This is a genomic window from Macrococcus capreoli, assembly GCF_025628935.1.
In the GTDB taxonomy this organism is placed as follows: domain Bacteria; phylum Bacillota; class Bacilli; order Staphylococcales; family Staphylococcaceae; genus Macrococcoides; species Macrococcoides capreoli.
In genome coordinates this window covers 1-20,681 of sequence record NZ_JAOTIS010000006.1, presented here as the reverse complement: position 1 = coordinate 20,681, position 20,681 = coordinate 1, and the positions used below count along the sequence as shown (strand labels likewise).

The following is a 20,681-nucleotide window of genomic DNA, read 5'->3' as shown; positions in this document are numbered from 1 at the left end:
ATGAATGATGCATTAACGAAACAAGTATTTCATTTTGTGAAATCGTTATATGATTATGGGATTCATGAAATTGTTATATCACCAGGCTCACGTTCAACACCGATAGCGATTGCATGTGAACTGCATCCAGAGATGACGACGTATATACATCCGGATGAACGCAGTGCTGCTTTTTATGCATTAGGTTTAATGAAAGCGACGAATAGACCCGTTGCGATTCTTTGTACGTCAGGGACTGCGGCGAGCAATTATGTACCGGCAGTTTCAGAATGCTTTATTAGCAATATGCCACTTGTTGTGATTACGAGTGACCGACCACATGAACTAAGAAATGTTGGTGCACCGCAAGCGATTAATCAAGTTGGGATGTATCGTAATTTCGTACAATATGAACGTGATTTTCCGATTGCTGATGATGCTTCAGAAACGCTTCAGTTCATTGATGCAGTAATGATGCAGGCGAGTACATTTTTAAGTGGACCGATGAAAGGGCCTGTTCACTTTAACATTCCATTCAGAGAACCGTTAATGCCTGATGCTGCACTGCAAGGGATGTTAACGGTTGAGCCGAAAGTACAAGTAAGTTATCAGAAGGCGTTTGATGTGAACACGGTGAAAGGTATTATTAGCAGGCAGAATGGTGTAATTATTGCTGGTGATTGTCAGCAGGAAGACTTAACGCAAATGCTCATCTTCTCGACAATTCATAATGTGCCGATTATTGCAGATCCACTGAGTCAAATACGTCATTTAAAGCATCCGAATGTCGTTACGACGGGAGATAGTCTGTTTAAAGTATTGAAATCTATTACGCCTGGCTATATTATTCGTGTCGGCAATGCGGTCGTATCGAAAGCGATAAATCAGTGGATTAAAGCGAGTGATGCGCCACAAATCCTAGTACAACCTAGAGTACAGCCTTATACATTCCCGAAAGTACCGGATTTATTTATTGAAATCACAGCAAATGATTTCTTCAGACAAGTTGCGGAAGAGAAACCGGTGAATAATCAGGCGTGGATTAAATTCTGGCAAACGATTAATGATGTTGTTATTAATCATATTATGCAGCATGCACAAACAGTGCGTGATGAAGGCAGCGCAACGTATCAAATCTTTAAGCAATTACAGCAGGATGACGTTGTGTTCTTAGGTAATAGTATGCCAATAAGAGACTGTGATACTTTCTTTACGCACTTTGAAGGTCAACCTTATTGTAACAGAGGTGCGAATGGCATTGATGGCGTCGTAAGTACCGCGCTCGGTATGGCACGACATAAGAAAGTGACGCTCATTATCGGTGATATTTCTTTCTATCATGATATGAATGGTCTGATTATGGATAAATTATCTTCAAATGAACATAAACATCAAATTAATATCGTCGTAATGAATAATAATGGTGGTGGTATATTCAGTTATTTACCACAATATGAAGATAAAGCGCATTTTGAACGTTTGTTTGGTACGCCGCTCGATTTAGATTTTGAACAGACAGCAACGTTATATGACTTTAAATATAAGAAATTTAATGTATTCGATGAAATTACATTACCTAAAGCGTCAGGCCATATTATCGAAATCACTTCTGACCGCGAAGAAAATTTAAAAGCACATCAACAATTGCTCAATGATTTAAAGGTGAAACTGAATGCTGAACTATAAACTGTATCAGCAGCATCAATCTCATTTAATCGTTATGCTGCACGGATTTCTAGGGAGTATCGATTCATTTGAACTCGCGAAAGATAAGCTGATACCTCATATGGATGTACTGCTCGTTGAATGTCCGGGTCACGGTGAAAATTTTGACAACAATGAAGTATGGTCGTTTGATCATATTGCGAAAGCTTTAAGTCTTAAGCTCGCATCACTGCGTTCACAATATGATTCGATAACTTTATATGGCTATTCTATGGGGGGACGCATCGCTTTATATACCGTGTTACATTATCCTGAGCAAATAGATAAACTTATACTAGAAAGTGCGACACCAGGGATTGAAGATGAAGCGTTAAGGCACAGTCGCATTGAACAGGATGAGAGAAGAAGTAAACAAATTGAAACAAATTTCGAAGACTTCATCGATGCATGGGAACAGTTATCGCTATTTAATACATTTGAACCTTTGACAACTACACAGTCATTGCGTCAGCGTCACATTAGAATGAACCATCATGCTCGAGGTATTGCGAAAGCATTAAGAGAATATGGTACAGGCAGGCAACAGAATTTATGGCCGATGCTCAATAACTTCAATAAACCTGTATTATTACTAACCGGTTGTTTAGATACGAAGTTTGAAGCGATTGCGAAGCGAATGGCTGAACAATTACCACAGGCAGCGCACGTAATAATTGATGCAGGTCATACAATTCATGTGGAGAATTTAAAAATGTTTGATACAATAATAGTATCGTTTATCAAGGAGGAAAATCATGACTAGAGTCTGGGAAACATTAAAAGAGTATAAAGAAATTAAATATGAATATTTCGAAGGTATCGCTAAAATTACAATCAATCGTCCAGAAGTACGTAATGCGTTTACGCCGAACACTGTAATGGAAATGATCGATGCATTCTCTCGTGCGCGTGACGATCAACGCATCGGTGCAATCATCTTAACGGGTGAAGGCGACTTAGCATTCTGTTCAGGTGGAGACCAGAAAGTACGTGGCCACGGTGGTTACGTTGGTGATGACAATATTCCACGTTTAAACGTATTAGACTTACAACGTTTAATTCGTGTCATTCCTAAACCAGTAGTAGCAATGGTACGTGGTTATGCTATCGGTGGTGGACACGTATTACACATCGTATGTGACTTAACAATCGCAGCTGATAATGCACGTTTCGGTCAAACAGGACCTAAAGTAGGTTCATTTGATGCAGGTTACGGGTCAGGCTATTTAGCACGCATCGTTGGACACAAGAAAGCTCGTGAAATCTGGTACTTATGCCGTCAATATGATGCACAAGAAGCATTAGATATGGGCTTAGTAAATACAGTTGTACCTTTAGATAAAATTGAAGATGAAACTGTGCAATGGTGTAAAGAGATGTTACAACACTCTCCAACAGCATTACGTTTCTTAAAAGCTGCGATGAACGCTGATACTGATGGATTAGCTGGTTTACAACAATTCGCTGGTGACGCAACATTACTTTACTACACAAGTGATGAAGCGAAAGAAGGTCGTGACGCATTTAAAGAAAAACGTCAGCCGAACTTCGATCAGTTCCCTAAATTCCCATAAGAATGCTTGTCGAGTCACCATTACTGGTGGCTCTATTTTTGATTTTAATCAATTATTTTTATAAACGATGCCGGATACTGCGACTATCCGGCATCGTTTAAACTGTTTCACCACAATTTCTACTACATTTTTGATATGATAATAGTATTACAATAATAGGACGTGAACGTATGCAGTGGTTAAAAGAAACAGCAGCGCAATTACCATCTAAAATTGCAATCATTTATCAAGATCAGACGATTACATATCGCACGTTATATGAAACTGCGCTGCAAGTTGCATATCAACTTAATCAGCTGAAGGTAGCACGTATTGCTCTGCAGGCAGAAAACACATTAAACGATTGTTTCATAATTCACGGTGCAATACTTGCAGGCATTGAACTGGTCATGATTAATAAACATTTAACTGAAACAGAAATAAAACAACAAATGGCGTCTGTAGATACATCAATACTCTTATCCGATCGTCAATTTCAAACGATCAGCACACACGCTAAATCAAACATAATAAATAATTTATCTGAGCAATTAAATTCACCAGAGGACAATCTTCCAAACGATATATTGTCGATTATGTTTACATCAGGTACAACTGGCGTACAGAAAGCTGTACCTCAACGCTATCGAAATCATATTGCAAGTGCAGATAACTGTAAGAAGACATTCGTTTACACACAACAATCGATTTGGTTAAATGTGCTGCCGCTCTTTCATATTAGTGGTTTAAGTATATTGTTAAGAGCTGTAATAGAAGGTTGTACAGTCGTACTCCACAACAAATTCGACGCACAAAAGATCATCAATGATATCCAGGAAAAAAATATTACGCATATCTCACTCGTTCCGCAAACGCTGGAACGATTATTAAACAATGGATTGAACGCCCGATATACACTGGAAGGTATATTAATCGGTGGTGCGAAACTGGACGAACGGTTATTGAGTAAAGCGCGCGCGATTGGGTTGCCGATTTATACATCATTTGGAATGACTGAAACATGCTCGCAAATGATTACTGCAACGCCTGACGATATTGCACAATATCCGAAAAGCGTTGGTCGTATTACAAACGATATTCAAATCTTTAATGCACATGAAGGCATCGGAGAAATCGGTGTTCGCGGTGCAAATGTAATGACCGGTTATTTATATCCGGATAATGTAAATGATGAAGCGTTCGTGGATGAGTTCTTTTTAACCGGTGATATCGGTTATATCGATAACGACTATTTATATATACTGGATCGCCGTAAAGATTTAATTATTTCAGGTGGGGAGAATATTTATCCATCTGAAATTGAACAAGTGATATTAAATCAAACTGCTGTTAAGGCAGCTTGTGTCATTGGGTTACAGGATAAAGCATGGGGGAGTGTGCCCATCTGTTTATATGAAGCGGATACGGATATGAATGAACAAATTGAAGCAGTATTAACGCAGCATATCGCTAAATATAAACACCCGAAACGTAATGTGCGTGTGTCAGCATTAAAGCGAACGGCTAACGGAAAAATATCACGACATCAATGTAAGGAAATGTTTATCAATGAAGATTACAAAGCTTAATTGTTACACATATGAAGCGCCGTTTAACACACCTATTAAGAGCAATCTCATTACGATGCATTCACGTAAAGTATTAGTTGTAGGGATGGTAATTGATGAGCAGGAATACTTTGCTGAAATCAACAGTTTCGAAACGCCCTGGTATCATTATGAAACGATAGATATTGTATTCGAGAAAGTAATACAAATCTTCCATCAGATAAAAGGTAAAGTCATTTCGAATATCGATTCGTTATATCGCTATTTAGACATGAAGTATCCGAACGCGAGCAGTTGTTTCGATGTCGTATATTATCAATATACGCACGCATTAAAGCCATTAATGATTCCAATTGGGCAGACGCTGCACCATGATGCGACACACATTCATCCTGATGCTGCACGTGTAAAATTAAAAATGCATCAAAATATCGTGCAACAAGTCCAGTCAATCCGTGCGCAAAGTTCAGTACAAATCGTTATTGATGCGAATGGATTATTAGATGCGTCACATTTTCAGCTATTGAATTCGTTAAGTCAGTATCACATTCAATATATTGAACAGCCATTTCGTAAACTTAACCATTACGAAGCAATGCATCGCGCCTTTCCTCATGTTCCGTTAGCAATTGATGAAAGTGCGACCGATATGCAGGCGATTCACAATCATTATGAAGTGGGTGTAAAGACTGCGGTCATTAAATATTGTCGATTAGGTGGGGTAACACGTGCGTTACAATTGCAAACTGCATTTCCAGATATGCAATTCGTTTCAGGGGGGATGTATGAATTTGGAGTGAGCAAATATTATACAGCAATGCTCGGGGCACAATTTAAAACAGTGCCCGACGTCACGCCGAAGGGTACTTACTTCAATGATGATTATTCGCTATACGATGAATCAATCATCGATGCACAGTTACATTTATCCGTTCCGAAAGTGAATCGCGATCGACTTACGTTGATAGCAAGTTATGCATAATATAAACGACGCAACAATATTATGATTTTTTCTTTTTATCTGGAACAGGGTCATAACCACCTGGATGGAATGGATGACACTTCAATATTCTGACAATCGTTAAATAACTGCCTTTAATAGCGCCGTGTTTCTCAATCGCTTCCAGGCCGTATTGAGAACACGTTGGCTGGAAGCGGCAAGTTGGTGGTGTCATCGGCGAGATATAATTTCTGTAAAATTTAATACATGCGATTAATATATGTTTCATCTTTATTCACCTTCAATTTCTTTCTCTTTATAAGACTTGACGTTCGTTTTGTTGAAGTCTTTAAATTGTGTCGATTGTTTCATAATGAAATGAACGGGTTTGTTTTTAATTTTAGCGTCGACTTTCAACTCAAAGTTTAATGATTTCGGTAACTTATGTACAGGAGACAGCGTGATTTCAAATGAACCTTGCGTCACTTTAATATCGGTTAAATCATTCATTATTGCGATTTGATTCATACTTGAGCAATCACTACCGTAGTCAAATAAATACTTTAGTGATTCACTTGAGCCGTCGTAATGCAACGTGTCGTCCGATAGTTTAATATGATCGACTTCTTTCTTAACGACATTCTGAATAATTCCTGTTAAATTAACTAAATTAGATTGCATCGTTGAGAAGTACTGAATATCCGCATTGCGTGCACGATAATTTAAATAATACGGTTCAGGATATGCTGTTACATTCCCTTTATCCATATTAAAGATAATGGATTGCACAGGATATTTCGTATTGTTAGAATCAGCGATGATGCGTAATGCACTTTTATTAATCGTATCAAACTGCGAATCTGTATCCTGAGTAAACTTCGTTGTGAATTTATCGTAAGTGACTGTCACATCGCTTTGCGCAGCTATAGTGATGCTATCGATTGCTTTAACCGATTGTTGCATCTTCTGGATCATTTCATCTTTCGTCAACGGTTGAACGGTCTTTTGTTGTGAACACGCGCTAAGTAATAATGTTAAAATGAGTATTAATACATATCTTTTATTCATAAATGCCTCGTAAATTTTATTTTATGAGACTAGTTTATCACATATAAGGAGAATAGCTAAATGAGATTCATCGACTTAGAACAGCATGAAGTGATATTAAACTTACATAAAGCGCAACCCGACGCTAAACATGTGCTCATGATTACGACATACAACAACAACTACGTCTTAACGCAGCATAAACAACGCGGGTATGAATTTCCTGGTGGCAAAGTAGAAGCCAATGAATCAACGATTGAAGCAATGCATCGGGAGTTGCTAGAAGAAATCGGTGGACTGGCGAAATCATATCGTTATATAGGCGCGTATACCGTGATGTGTGAACATCCATTTGAAAAGGACGTCTTTCAAGTAGAACTTGAACATTTAACGACCCAACAAGATTATTATGAAACGAACGGGCCGTGTATTGTCGCTTCACTGGATGATATTGCTGAGCAAGACAAAAGTCGGTTATTAAAAGACCCGTGTATATTACATATTGTGAATCTGTTAGGAAGGTGATCTTATTTTTATTAACAAACATGGTTTTATCGATGAAATTACAGGTAAAAAATTTTACAAAGTGACTTATCCATCTGACACATTAAAAGTAAAAGCGTTGATGTATATGCCGTCTGAGTCAACAGAAGTGAAGCGCATTGTGATGTATTTAAGAGGCGGAAAAGGGAATGTCGGGCAAATCAGAACAGAACGTTTATTGCAATTTGCATTTGAAGAGACACTCGTTATAGCACCTTACTATAGAGGGTATGAAGGCAATGGTCAGGATGAGTTCGGTGGACGTGATCAGGCAGATGTTGTGTACTTAATCCGTTTACTGAACGATATGTATCCGGATATCCCGATTCATTTAATAGGCTTTTCCCGTGGGGGATTGCAAGGCCTGCTTACTTTTGAACAGGCACCTGTTACATCATTCGTCTTCTGGGCAGGTGTATCGAGTATATACTATATGTACGAAGAACGACCGGATTTGCGTGGCTTGCTGCATAAGCTTGTCGGTGATCCCATTACAGATAAAGCCGCATATGATAAGCGGGAGGCTATACAACATATTACATCTGAAGCACCACCGGTTATGATCATACACGGTACACTCGATAAGAATGTTGGCGTGAAACACGCGATGTTACTGGATGAGCAGCTTGAAACTTTAAAGGTGCACCATGAACTGCATATTATTGAAGGAGAAGCACACGTCTTTCAACCGAACGCACTTGATAGAATATTACAAGAAATTCATCGGTTTATGCTTGAATGTGAAGTGGAGAGAAATAAATAGTGTAAGATTAAATCTCAACAAACTGAACATTAGTACAGATATGAGTGAAAATAATTCCGGATTATTTTGGAAATATAATTTACTATTTTATCGATTTTTCACATTAAATATTGTGTAACGCCTTTATTATCAACGGTTGACAGGAAAACTTAAAAAATTAAAATTTTTTTCAAGAAATTTCATGTCACCTGTGTTGTTAACAATTTATTTACATTTCAAAAAATTTCTTAATAATTGTAAAGTGAATAAAACAAAAAAGTTGCAAAATCAGTGATATTTAGTGTAATTTGTTACAAAATCGGTAATTTCAGAAACCGAATTTAAGTTTAGTTAAATTATATTGATATAATAAAATTAAATCCACGTTTTACAAAATAATGCAAAACAAACGCCTTAACCCCTTGAAACACAAGGGATTAAGGCGTTTTTATTTGTGGTAATTAAAGGGTTTTTGGTAGTCTTTATTTTAAAAAATCAAAATGGTAAAATATTAATGTACCTTTAAGTATTAAGTTGTTGAGTTAAAAATTGACTCTTGATGCATCTAAAGGATACAAAAAATTGATAACTTGGAGGGATTATTATGACAGGCAGAATTACCATGACACCGGAACAGTTAAAGAGTCAAGCTCAAACTTATGGAAGAAGTGGCGAACAAATTTCCGACATTTTAAGCCAATTAACATCTTTACAAGGTGAAATTGCTTCTATGTGGGAAGGGACTGCGTTCCAGAAATTTGACGAGCAGTTCAATCAGTTAAAGCCGAAAGTAGAAAACTTTAGCCAACTGCTTCATGATATTAACCAACAGTTAAACAAAACAGCTGATGCTGTTGCAGAAACAGATCAACAATTATCTCAAAACTTTGGTTTAAACTAAAGTTGTTTAGCCATGCATTTTTGTGCATGGCTTTCATTTAATTGTGTCCGAATATCGGATGCAGTGTAAACTTCTTAACTAAAATAGGGCGGTCGAGTATGTATGAATAGAAAAATAGCACTAATCTTTTCAATAGTGACATTAATTATCATTTTATGTGGTGCATATTTTATATGGCATCATAACAAAACACAGTGGGAACCGAATAAAAAAGAAATAACAAAGCAGAATAAAGATATACATATCGCAATCGTCAATGAAGATATTCCGGTGAAACAAGGCGACACAACACTTGCTTTTGGTGAAGATTTCGCCAAAGAAGTTGTACAGAAAAATGAGCATGCAGAAATTGTGAATCGTGCGAGCGCATTAGATGGGCTTAAAGAAGGATTATATCAGGTGATGATATTAATTCCGGATGACTTTAGTAATAATGCAACTTCATTTTCAACTAAAAATCCTAAAAAGTTAAATTTAAGTTTTAAATATAATACTGAAAATAATAAGCAGCTGGCATTACAACTCGAAAAATTTACGAGTGATACAGCAAGTGCTTATAACAATAAATTAATCAAAATCTATTTCGGTAGCGTGATTCAAAATATGATGAATGCGCAAAAGAATATCGAAAAAACATATGATAATCATCAATCGTTACAACAAACGTTTAATCATCAATTGTTAGTACCTATTGCAGAGTTTGGTACGAACTTTATAGATTATGGTGCATTTTCACAACAATCTAATTCAATAATTTCAACGTGGAATAGCGAAATGAGTAATGTTCAGAATAACTTTAGAGCGAAGTTGTTAGGTATTAATACAACGCCAATCGATGAGAAAGTTCAATCGGTAATTGCGTTAGATGCAAGAAAGCAGCAGGAACAATCAAACGTATTAAAAGAAGCGCTGACAAGTCACCAGCAAAACAACGCAACGCTAATGAACGACCTGCAAAGTATTATTACACAGTCAAAAGTTAATCCGGATGATACAGTAATGCCCGATGTTCAGTTTAATGAACAGCTTGATCGCTTTTTCGAGGGGATTGCAACAAATACGAAACATGAGCCGCTTACAATGGATGAACAGACGAAACAAAAATATGAAGATAAAGTACGAGAAGCACTTGCTGCGATGGACAACAACAAAAATAAAGTGTTAGATGACATTGTCGCGAACGAGAAGTTAAAACAGGACGAACTGAAATTAAAAGTAGAAGAGAGTATCGTGAAAGCCATCAATACATTACCGACACATAACATTGATAATGTATCGGCGTCGCACTTACCGGATGATGTGAAAAATGCACTGATTAGTGCGATCCATCAATCACAAGATTTCCAGCAGTCACATCCAGATTATCAGTATACATACGGTGATACTGATTTAACGTCAATTGGTAATGATACAACGGATACGTCAAAAGCGATTCCAGTTAAGATTACGAAAGTGTTAAACGCAATGCAAAGTGGTCAGTTAACGATGCAACTGGATCCAAAATTCTCTTATAACGGCTCAGTCACTTTAAATGGTTCAACGATCGGTAATCTAAATGAAGGACTAGTTACATTAGGACAAGTACCTGCAAATGCTGTGTTAACAATTGAAGGTGAAATGATACCTCAGAACCGTAATGCGAAAGAGAGTAATCATCGTTTCATCATTGAAGGCAAGCAAACAAAAGGCACGACTGAAGCACAACCGACGACAGAACAACCTGTAGATCACCAAACGACGGAACAAGCAACAGGGGAACCCGCAACGCATGAAGCCGTTACAACTGAACCGGCAACGAAAGCACCACAAACGACACCATCATCAGAACGACCTGCAACAACTGAACAGCAAACACCTGCCGTACCTACATCGGAACAACCGAATGGCGCAAATGCATCACGCAAAAATGCAGTGAAACAAATGACGATGGAAAAACTTAATGACGGCAACATTAAAGTGATACAAGTGGTTAAACAAAACGATGCACAACCAGCAACAACTCAGAATGACCATTATTATTATGAATTTAATGAGCATGTATTATTAGGACAAACAGCACAAAGTGGTACTCAAAGTGGATTTACAGATTTTACGGCATTTAATGAATTATTTAATATTTATAATCAATTATCACCAAGCAATACGTCAGTTAATCCGGAAGCAGAGAATATCGATTTATTTGTACAGTTATTAACGGATGAAATTTACGGTCCGATTAATGGACAAATTGAACAGTTCAATCAACAGCAGGACGTATTAAATCAATCGGTCGATGCTTTGAAAGAAGAGAAACAGCGCATATTAGATGATTATTTGAAAGCACAGAATGGTCGCGCAGATAGTCAGGAGCAATTAGCAACACTCGGTCAAACAATGGAGGAGAAACTCAATCAAAGTGATGCAGAGCCGCTAGCCATTGACCTGGATAAGTCAGAAGATGAAACGAATGTTACACTTTCTTTAAGTGAAGATATTAACCATTTAATGCAAGACTCACTACAGTTACTTGACCAAAGTGAACAATCAAGAACGGTAAGTTCAGAAATCGAACACCAGTTGTCATCGTTAAAGCATGCTTCAAACGATATTGAGTCAAAAGGGAAGCAGTTAAGTGAAAAAGCGACGCATCTCAATCAAGTGATGGAACAAAACTTAAAGTCAGAAGAAACATTTAAAAATAATTTCACGAAATCTTTTGAGAATGCAGAACGAAATGGTCAACCGAATGAAGCGTTAAAGCACTTTATCGGCATGCCTTTAGACAAGACGGTGTTAGATCAGGTGAAAAATGAAATACCGACAGAAAAGAAATTTGACGGACCGATTTATATCGTATTGTTTATTTATCTCTTCTCTTTACTGATTGCATATTGCTTACAGTCATATGAAGATACGAATCATATCACGCAGTTATTTAACAATAAATATAAAGTCATGACACCGCTCAAACATAATCTCGTTATGACAGCCATTACGTTAATCGCAGGATTAATATTATCTGCTGTCGCAAGTTGCATTGCGATTCAACAACTCGGTATTACAGAACATATGATGGTGTTTATTGCGTTAATTACAATAACAGCGATAACCTTTACAGTATTTAATACGTTCTTGTTACGTCAATTACGTTCAATCGGTATGTTATTATCGCTTATCATATTGTCATTCTATTTATTATCTATAGAAGGATTATCACAATTTAAATCCGGTTTACTGAATACAGCGTATTCACCGTTAAGTTACGTTGATAGAATGTTCTTTAACTATTTATCAGGAGAATTGAGTATCGCATTAACAGTTACAATGCTTATTGCGGTCGCTATCATATTTACAGCACTCAATGTCGTGCGTAAACAATTTAAGAACCAGGTGATGATTTAAAATGATTGCAACTTTATTTTCTGTAATGATGTATGCATCATTACAGCTTGATATCGATCAAGGTGTTACGCAACATCAACGTCAGCAAATTAATATAAACCAGTATGGTGTTGAATTATTTAATGATCAGACGATTTCAAATCAACAGCATCTGGACAAAAAGCAGGCAAAACAAACTGAACAGCTTAGAACATCGCTCTTTGATGACAAAGAAAGTGAAGATTTGCGTCAATCGAAAGCTAAATTATTTACAAAGCAGGAATCTTTCGTCTCAAGACCGACGAACAGCATAGCAGAAGATGACTCCCCAGTATTAACCTGGGGTGTCATTGTTATTTTTATTTGTTTTGCACTATACATATTGCATCAAATTACGAAAAGGAGTCGTTATGAAAAATCATATTGATATTACGTTGCAATTTCAACATGCTCAACGTAAGTACGATATTTCAATACCAGAACACATTACATTTAAAGACTTATATCATTTAATCTGTACGTCATTTCATCTTGAGCAAACAGTACAGTATCCCGTATTTAAGAACGTGAATAAAGCATTTATTATTACGGCCGATGATATAGTGACACAAAGTGTCGTGAGCAATGGTGATTTACTCATCTTATTGAAAGAGAAAGGTGATGCATATGAAATTTCAACAACGTTTTAAGACAAAACAAACAAACCAAAAAAAACAATCAAATCAAAGAAATCCAAAAAAACAATCAACCGAAACAAATGAAAATCATAACAAAGCTGAATTTAAAGCAATAAATACACATCCAACTGAACAATTTGATACATTAACAACGTTCATTCCTAAGAGCGATGCAATTAATGCATCAGCAATAGATTTAAATTTACTCGTTAAACCACACCAACACCTCCTGGATGCAACGCTTATTTCTCATGCAGATCAATATGAAGTTTCGTATACACTGCAACCAGGTGATATCCCGTTTTCCAATATTACTCAGTTTGAACGTATCGAACAAATGCGTTATTTACTGAATATATCCTCGTTATTTCAAATGATAAAGACGCGTTATACATTTATTTTACATCCAGATCAACTTTATTTTTCTAAAGACGGTATCCCTAAAATAAAGCAACGCGGCATTCAAAATAAAATTCCACCGACAAAACTGACAGAGCAAGATTTCCTTAAAGCATATAAAGCAATTATTACGCATGTATTTGAACCTTCAATTCAATTTGAAGCGTTACAGGAAGGCGTACTACCTGAAACGAAACTCAGCCCGTTCTTAGCTCAAATTAATGCACAAACGAGCGTTGCTGAATTAAGTGAAGTATTAAAGGCGCATTATCTTGAAGAGAAAGCACGTTTCGACCAACAATACCGATATTATCCGAAGCAGCAATTTAATCTATTTAAATATGGAACGATAATCAGTACAGCATTAGCGATTGTGCTTGGCGCCTGGTTAGTTTATACGATGCTTCATACGGAAAAGATAAAGCAAAGCATTATTGAAGGGTATCAACATTATCAGAATCATCATTATAGTAAAGTCATTGATACGTATAAAGATATTGACGCAGGCGCATTATCTAAAAATGAACTATTTGTTTATGCAGATAGTTATTTAAATGTGAATGAGCAAGGTTTGGAAGACTCACAAATACAACAAATTAAAAATATGGTATCTGTCAATGCACGTAAAGATATATTAGAGTACTGGTACAAAATGAGTCATACCGATTATGAAACAGCATTGAACCTTTCTGAAGTGATCGGGAGTAACGATATGCAGAAGCTCGCATTGATGAATATTATCAATGATATCAAGACTGAAGATATGAATCGAGAGAAGCGTGATGAACAGCTGAAACCGTACCAGGAAAAATTAGACACGATTCTATCAAAGGAAAAAGAAGCGGAAGAAGAAGCGAAGAAAGAAAAAGAAAATCAAGAAAAAGCAGCTGAAGAGGCTGAGAAGAATAAAGAAGCGGCACAATCAAAAGTAAAAGATACGAAAAAGTCTGAAGAAAAAAGCAAGTAGGTGATGGCATTGATCAGAATAAGAGCAACGAAAGACGGACAATTATACGGTTTAAATATGAGTGAACCAGGTGATTATGCGATCAATCAGCAGTTACCGGTTCAATTAAAGTCAACAGCACAAATTGAGCATACATTCCCTGAAGCAACTCAGGGAGTAACACGAGAAGCATCACTTGAAGACCATGAAGCATTAACACTTTATATCAATAACGTACACATCACCGACGCAACGACCCAAATCAATGATTATGATATGGCGATATTTAAAGCGGCTGACATATTTGAAATGAATCAGCCATTCCTCGAAATCAGTCAATGTAATACGAGCGATATACAAATACAACAGTTTCAACATCAATTATTACTAGAACAACTTGGTGATACGTATCAATTATGGAGTGATACACCGATATTTGTGAATTATAAGCGAATGCAATCTCCCGTGACGATTCACGATGGCGATGAAATCTATATTGATCATACGTTGTTCATTATGAAAGCACAGCAAATTGAAATTTATTCAGAGAATGCAATCAATACACAATTAAATGCAGCAGAATCACAAATGTTATCCGATGCGAATACATATCGCAGAAAGCCAAGAATTATACATCGTGAACCGACAGATAAAGTTGTGATCGAAAAAGTACCTGCGAAACCAGGACGCTCAACGAGTGGGTTATGGCGAATGATTATTCCACCACTCGTGATGATTATATTAACGGTGATTGTCTTTATGTTCAGACCGACAGGGATTTATATCATTATGATGATTGGGATGAGTATCGTAACGATCATCATGAGTATTTCGCAATATATTGCTGATAAGAATAAATTTCGAAATGATTCGATAGAACGTGAAAGAGCATATAAACAATATTTAGTTGATAAGACACGTCAGTTATATGTGCTGGCGAATGCACAACGCATGGCATTGAAATACCACTTTCCGGATATGAATAAAATTAAAGAAATCATTTCAGAGTATTCAGTGAGAATCTTTGAAAAGACGCGTAAACATCATGACTTTCTTCATTATCAAATCGGGACTGGGGAAATCGCTTCGAGCTTTGATATAGAATATCGCAAAGATGATTTCGTGAAAGAGATTGACCCGCTTGTCGAGCAGGCGAATCAGTTACATGATTTATATGCAACAATCGATGATGTACCAGTAACGATTTCACTGATGGAAGGGCCGATTGGCTATATCGGGAATCGCCATTACATCTTTAAGCATATTGAACATATGGTACTGGAAATTGCAACATTCCATAGTTATCATGATGTGCAGTTTCTATTCTGCATGAAGACACATGAGTATGAAACGCTGAGCAGTATGCGTTGGTTGAAACATTGTCATATCAATGCGATTCATACACGTGGACTAGTGCATGATAAACGTACGAGAGATCAAGTGTTGACGTCATTCTATAGCATTATTAAAGATAGAATGCAGCAGCAAAGAGAACAAGGAAGAGAAAGTATTCAATTTCTACCGCATTATATCATGGTGATTTCAGATATGACGTTACTGAGTGACCACGTCATATTAGAATACGTGAATATGGATTTAACAGTTTACGGTATATCACTAATCTTTGTTGACGATGTATATGAAACGTTACCAGAGCACGTCGTAACAGTAATTGATATGAAGACAGAAAGTCATGCCGAGTTATTGATTCATAATGAAGAATTAGTAAGACAGACCATTCGACCGGCGATTGTGGAAGATACGATCAATAAAGAATATTTATATCGTAAGCTTGCGAATATTAATCATGTTGAAAGTTTGAAGAATACGATACCAGAAACGATTAGTTTCATGCAGTTGTACAAAACGAAATATACGAAAGACTTGAACATACAACAAAGATGGGAAACGAACCAGACGTATAAGACGATGGCTGTACCGATAGGTGTGAGAGGGAAAGACGATATCGTCCATTTGAACCTGCATGAGAAAGCACATGGCCCACATGGATTAGTTGCAGGGACGACAGGTTCAGGTAAATCAGAGATTATACAATCATACATCTTATCATTAGCAGTGAATTTCCATCCGCATGAAGTTGCATTCTTACTGATCGACTATAAAGGTGGGGGGATGGCAAATTTATTCAAAGATTTACCACACTTAGTTGGAACGATTACAAACTTAGATGGTGCAAGTAGTATGCGTGCATTGACGAGTATTAAAGCAGAACTTAAGAAAAGACAACGTTTGTTTAATGAGAATGAAGTGAATCATATAAATCAGTACCATAAGCTCCTTGAAGACGGGAAGCAGCTAGAACCAATGCCGCATTTATTCCTTATTTCAGATGAGTTTGCTGAGCTGAAACAAGAGCAGCCTGACTTTATGAAAGAACTTGTGTCAACAGCACGTATTGGACGTTCACTTGGGATTCATTTAATTCTTGCAACGCAGAAACCTTCTGGGGTTGTGAATGACCAAATATGGTCGAACTCGAAATTTAAATTAGCGTTGAAAGTGCAGGATAAGCAGGATTCGAATGAAATATTGAAGACGCCGGATGCTGCAGATATTACGTTGCCTGGGAGAGCGTACTTGCAGGTTGGAAATAATGAGATTTATGAGTTGTTTCAATCGGCGTGGAGTGGTGCGAATTATGCACCGGATGATAGTGGAAAGACGATTGATAAGACGTTGTATGAGATAAATCATTACGGGCAGTATGAGAACGTGACACAGGATTTGAGTGGTTTAGAAGAAGTGAAGGTTGTTGAGACGAAGACGGAACTGGAAGCGGTGATAGAGGAAGTTAAGGAAGTGCATGAAGCGATGAGGATTGAGAAAGTGCCTTCGCCGTGGTTACCGCCGCTGCCTGAAGTGATTTATCAAAGTGATTTAGTGGAGACGGACTTTAAAGCGTTATGGTCGAGTGAACGTAAGCCGGTAGAAATATTGTTTGGGTTTAAAGATGTACCGGAAGAGCAGATGCAGGGCGTACTGATTCAGCATGTTCAAGAGACGGGTCATATTGCATTGATTGGTAGTCCGGGTTATGGAAGAACGACGTTTCTGCATAACGTCATCACGTATTTAGCAAGGCATCATCAACCTGATCAAGTACATATGTATTTATTTGATTTTGGGACGAATGGATTAATGCCGATGGTAGATTTCCCGCATGTGGCGGATTACTTTACTATAGATCAACAAGAAAAAATAACAAAAGTTATAAGGATTTTAGGTGAAGTATTACACGAAAGAAAACAGATACTAAGCAAACATAGAGTCGTTTCAATAAATGATTATGAGAAAAGTTCTAAAAACATAATACCTAATATATTAATTTTTATTGATAATTATGACGGTATTAAAGAAACCCCTATTCAAGAAGCGTTTGAAAATTTACTTACAAAAATTACGAGAGAAGGACTCGCATTAAATATGCATTTAATTTCAACAGCAACAAGAGCAAATGCATTAAAAATGCAAATTTTAACAAATATTAAAACGAAATTAGCATTACATTTATTCGATAAATCAGAACTAAGCAATGTATTAGGTACAATGAAGATTGAAACTTCTGAAATAATTGGACGTACAATTATTAATGATACAAATAAAACATATTTCCAAATTCCATTGCCATATCAGAATATAGCGACATTAAATGAAAATATAAAAGAAGAAGTATCAAATATGCATAATAATTGGCACAATAATCTACCAAACAAAGTACCAATGATGCCTGAAACAATGGATTATAAAGAAAATGCTCATGTGTATCGCTTTGATGAATTATTAGCTAAAGGACAGATACCAATCGGTCTTGAATATAATAATGTTAGTGTAGTTACAATAAACCTAAATCAGCATGCGGCTATAACCAGTGAAAAACCTAATGAGACTTCTCATATTGCACTTTCGATATTAAGAGAAATAGATTATTTAAATCAAAACTATTCATTTATAATTGCTGACTTTAATGGTGAATATGCAATCTATAAAGAAAAAGTAAACTTATATTTTAATGATGCAGATGGATTTAATACGATGAAAGAAGTGTTATTAACAGAAATTGAAAATACTAAAGTTAATAAAATATCTTCTAAGAAATCTGTATATATTATCAACGACTTTAAAGCATTTATTCAAAAAACAGGATTAACTGAAAATGAATTAACTAATATATTAACATCAGGACATAGAGTTGGTGTGTCACTACTGTTAACTGGTAATCATAAAACAGCAATTGATTCATATGATAATCAGTTTGATATTGCTAAAAAATCAATTAGCCAAATGATACTTGGTATACGAATAACAGATCAACAAGTTATGAATTTTGGATATTTAACTGGAGAACCAAATTTAAAAGAATTAGAAGCATATTACATTCATAACAGCACATATCATAAAATGAGATGGTTTGAATAATAAAGATTGAGGTGATAATTATGTTTGAAGAAATTGAGAGGTTTGTTAAGGCTAGATACAAAGATGCGAAAGAAATAAAAAAGCATGCATCTGAAATTGCATCTGAAATTGCAGAACGAATGGAGTATGGAAGAAAAGCTGCTCAATATGCACTGCTTGTTAGTGAATTAGAAAATGAAAAACAAAAAATAGAAACTGCCATTCAAAAAATGGAATCTGCAAAAAGTATTGCTGGCAATGATACGGTTACTATAAAGACTAAAAATCCAAATATCATTTATATAGAGAAAAAACAAATGTTAATGAGAAAATTAAATGATCTTACTGATAAATCAATTGAAGCGAAAAAAAATATCGATACATGTATTAATTCTGCTGAAGAAAGAAGAGATTACTATCAAAATAAAATCTTTGGATAGGAGTGATTTACATGCATGAAATGGAAGTTTGTACTGCAACATTCGAAGGGATAAAAGCTTTAGAAGATGAAATAAACACAGCTTTAAGGGATGCTGAAGCAGCCAAAGTAGCATTTGATGATGCATTAAAAATGGCAAATGAACTTACAAGTTTTATAGAAGGATCGTCATGGGAGGGAGAATTTAAAAATAAGGTTGTTGATATTCTAAAAACAGCAACTACGTTTCAAAATATGATATCTCCCGCGATGGATGAACATGTTAATGCGATAAAATCATTAAAAGATAATTTATCTGAATATGATAATTTAAGTATTACTTCTAAATTAAAGGAGGTGAATATATGAGTACTCAATTTACTTTTGATAGAGAAGATTACTTTACGTATGAAGAATTAAAATTATTGAGCAACTCTGATATTCCATTAATTCATTTCGAAATTGCACCACCTCAAAATTATGAAGAAGCTAAAATAGCATTATTATCAAAAGAATTACTTTCAGGTAGCCTTGAATTAACTGAAAGTGGTATAAAAATCGCACATCAATTAAAAGAATATTGTAAACATCCATATAACATTAGATTCGGTGATATTCATTTCAGTCCGTCAATATCAATCGAAAATAGGTACTTCTTATTAAGTAGATTTGATGAAAATAAATTTCAAATTAGGATTGTTGATAGGGCGGCAGTATGGTCTTCAATTTTAGATCAATATCCATTTTTAATGAGAGAAGAATCATCAAACGATTTTATTTTTAGAACAATTGATGATGAAGCATTAGCAATTATTGACAACGCTGGTGTTAACACGATAACAAATGCTATGGAACTTGAAATAATTAGTGTTGATGCAAAGCAGCAACATAGTATATATCAAATATACGAACAGTATGGATTGTTATTCATGTACTATCCTGATAAAAAGCAAACTTATAATATTCATAGTTCTTTAATCATTTCTATGTTATTTGAAAGTTTAGGATTTAATAAAGAAGTAGGTGTTGCAAATGGCTAACAAAGTAACAGTTGATCCAGCAGAATTATTTCAAATTATTACAAAGTTGCAAGCGATTGACGAGAAATACGCTGAAAGTATGAATTATTTAGAAAAAGTTGTAAATAATCCGTACTACCAGAGTTTAAAATCCGAGAAAAGTATGGGTGCATATGGAGCGGTATTAGCTAATTTGAATAACTTAAATGGAAAATTTGGATTGATTTCAGAAGGTGTTGCATTTTCGGCAAGAGAATTTGCAGAAGCAGATCAGCATTGGGGAAATGAATTTGCTAAGTTAGTTAATAATATAGAAGGGTAGTTGATAATATGCGTTCAATTCATTACAGAACAAGTGACTATCAGTCAGAACATCGCATTATGGAAAGTGTAGGAGAAGCCGTATCTGCGAGTGATTTTGAGCGTATTGATGAGGCAGTAAGTAATGCGAAACAGGCAATTGCTTCAT

19 protein-coding genes are annotated in these 20,681 nt (G+C 35.9%); 17 read left to right on the top strand and 2 right to left on the bottom strand.

Translation table 11 applies throughout. The annotated features are described in order from the left end of the window. The 5 genes from menD (at position 1) to OCL94_RS05625 (ending at position 5,786) form a co-directional block, all read left to right on the top strand. Positions 1-1,665 (top strand): 2-succinyl-5-enolpyruvyl-6-hydroxy-3-cyclohexene-1-carboxylic-acid synthase, encoded by a 1,665-nt coding sequence (menD, locus tag OCL94_RS05645; RefSeq protein ID WP_262995459.1) that lies wholly within the window; start codon positions 1-3, stop codon positions 1,663-1,665. Then, positions 1,652-2,446 carry a 2-succinyl-6-hydroxy-2,4-cyclohexadiene-1-carboxylate synthase gene (gene menH, locus OCL94_RS05640; protein ID WP_262995457.1) on the top strand — a complete coding sequence of 265 codons (795 nt, stop codon included), beginning with the start codon at positions 1,652-1,654 and terminating at the stop codon, positions 2,444-2,446. The genes menD and menH overlap by 14 nt, the downstream gene beginning before the upstream one ends. Continuing rightward, a complete protein-coding gene (gene menB, locus OCL94_RS05635; RefSeq protein ID WP_262995695.1) occupies positions 2,436-3,257 on the top strand; it encodes a 1,4-dihydroxy-2-naphthoyl-CoA synthase in 822 nt (273 codons plus the stop codon). The genes menH and menB overlap by 11 nt, the downstream gene beginning before the upstream one ends. A gap of 170 nt (positions 3,258-3,427) precedes the next feature. Further along, positions 3,428-4,825 (top strand): o-succinylbenzoate--CoA ligase, encoded by a 1,398-nt coding sequence (menE, locus tag OCL94_RS05630; protein WP_262995455.1) that lies wholly within the window; start codon positions 3,428-3,430, stop codon positions 4,823-4,825. Next, positions 4,806-5,786, top strand: a complete 981-nt coding sequence (locus OCL94_RS05625; protein ID WP_262995453.1) for an enolase C-terminal domain-like protein — start codon at positions 4,806-4,808, stop codon at positions 5,784-5,786. The genes menE and OCL94_RS05625 overlap by 20 nt, the downstream gene beginning before the upstream one ends. 19 nt (positions 5,787-5,805) lie before the next feature. On the opposite strand, the gene yidD is transcribed toward OCL94_RS05625, so the two are convergent. Together yidD and OCL94_RS05615 are read right to left on the bottom strand one after the other, a co-directional pair. Continuing rightward, entirely contained in the window at positions 5,806-6,033 is a 228-nt protein-coding gene (gene yidD / locus OCL94_RS05620) for a membrane protein insertion efficiency factor YidD (RefSeq protein ID WP_262995451.1), read from the bottom strand. Between the two features lie 2 nt (positions 6,034-6,035). Then, a complete protein-coding gene (locus tag OCL94_RS05615; protein WP_262995449.1) occupies positions 6,036-6,812 on the bottom strand; it encodes a hypothetical protein in 777 nt (258 codons plus the stop codon). A 60-nt stretch (positions 6,813-6,872) separates the two neighbouring features. Between OCL94_RS05615 and OCL94_RS05610 the strand changes: the two genes are divergently transcribed. The 12 genes from OCL94_RS05610 (at position 6,873) to OCL94_RS13215 (ending at position 20,534) form a co-directional block, all read left to right on the top strand. Beyond that, a complete protein-coding gene (locus OCL94_RS05610) occupies positions 6,873-7,316 on the top strand; it encodes an NUDIX domain-containing protein (RefSeq protein ID WP_262995447.1) in 444 nt (147 codons plus the stop codon). A 106-nt stretch (positions 7,317-7,422) separates the two neighbouring features. Continuing rightward, positions 7,423-8,097, top strand: a complete 675-nt coding sequence (locus tag OCL94_RS05605) for an alpha/beta hydrolase family protein (protein WP_262995445.1) — start codon at positions 7,423-7,425, stop codon at positions 8,095-8,097. A 583-nt stretch (positions 8,098-8,680) separates the two neighbouring features. Next, positions 8,681-8,977 (top strand): WXG100 family type VII secretion target, encoded by a 297-nt coding sequence (locus OCL94_RS05600; protein ID WP_262995443.1) that lies wholly within the window; start codon positions 8,681-8,683, stop codon positions 8,975-8,977. 102 nt (positions 8,978-9,079) lie between these two features. Continuing rightward, positions 9,080-12,358 (top strand): type VII secretion protein EsaA, encoded by a 3,279-nt coding sequence (gene esaA, locus OCL94_RS05595; protein WP_262995441.1) that lies wholly within the window; start codon positions 9,080-9,082, stop codon positions 12,356-12,358. A gap of 1 nt (position 12,359) precedes the next feature. Further along, entirely contained in the window at positions 12,360-12,764 is a 405-nt protein-coding gene (locus OCL94_RS05590; protein ID WP_262995439.1) for a type VII secretion EssA family protein, read from the top strand. Continuing rightward, positions 12,748-13,026, top strand: a complete 279-nt coding sequence (locus OCL94_RS05585) for a hypothetical protein (protein ID WP_262995437.1) — start codon at positions 12,748-12,750, stop codon at positions 13,024-13,026. The genes OCL94_RS05590 and OCL94_RS05585 overlap by 17 nt, the downstream gene beginning before the upstream one ends. Next, the gene (gene essB / locus OCL94_RS05580; protein ID WP_262995435.1) at positions 13,004-14,380 is read left to right on the top strand and encodes a type VII secretion protein EssB; all 1,377 of its coding nucleotides are present in this window, start codon (positions 13,004-13,006) and stop codon (positions 14,378-14,380) included. Before OCL94_RS05585 ends, essB begins: the two co-directional genes overlap by 23 nt. 9 nt (positions 14,381-14,389) lie before the next feature. Continuing rightward, positions 14,390-18,796 (top strand): type VII secretion protein EssC, encoded by a 4,407-nt coding sequence (gene essC, locus OCL94_RS05575; protein WP_262995433.1) that lies wholly within the window; start codon positions 14,390-14,392, stop codon positions 18,794-18,796. 20 nt (positions 18,797-18,816) lie between these two features. Further along, positions 18,817-19,215 (top strand): protein esaC, encoded by a 399-nt coding sequence (locus OCL94_RS05570; protein ID WP_262995431.1) that lies wholly within the window; start codon positions 18,817-18,819, stop codon positions 19,213-19,215. 11 nt (positions 19,216-19,226) lie between these two features. Continuing rightward, on the top strand, positions 19,227-19,562 hold the full coding sequence (locus OCL94_RS05565; protein WP_262995429.1) for a hypothetical protein: 336 nt from the start codon (positions 19,227-19,229) through the stop codon (positions 19,560-19,562). Continuing rightward, complete coding sequence (locus OCL94_RS05560; RefSeq protein ID WP_262995427.1) at positions 19,559-20,233, top strand: DUF5081 family protein; 675 nt, start codon at positions 19,559-19,561, stop codon at positions 20,231-20,233. Before OCL94_RS05565 ends, OCL94_RS05560 begins: the two co-directional genes overlap by 4 nt. Next, positions 20,226-20,534, top strand: a complete 309-nt coding sequence (locus OCL94_RS13215; protein ID WP_317618544.1) for a hypothetical protein — start codon at positions 20,226-20,228, stop codon at positions 20,532-20,534. The genes OCL94_RS05560 and OCL94_RS13215 overlap by 8 nt, the downstream gene beginning before the upstream one ends. Positions 20,535-20,681 lie beyond the last annotated feature (147 nt).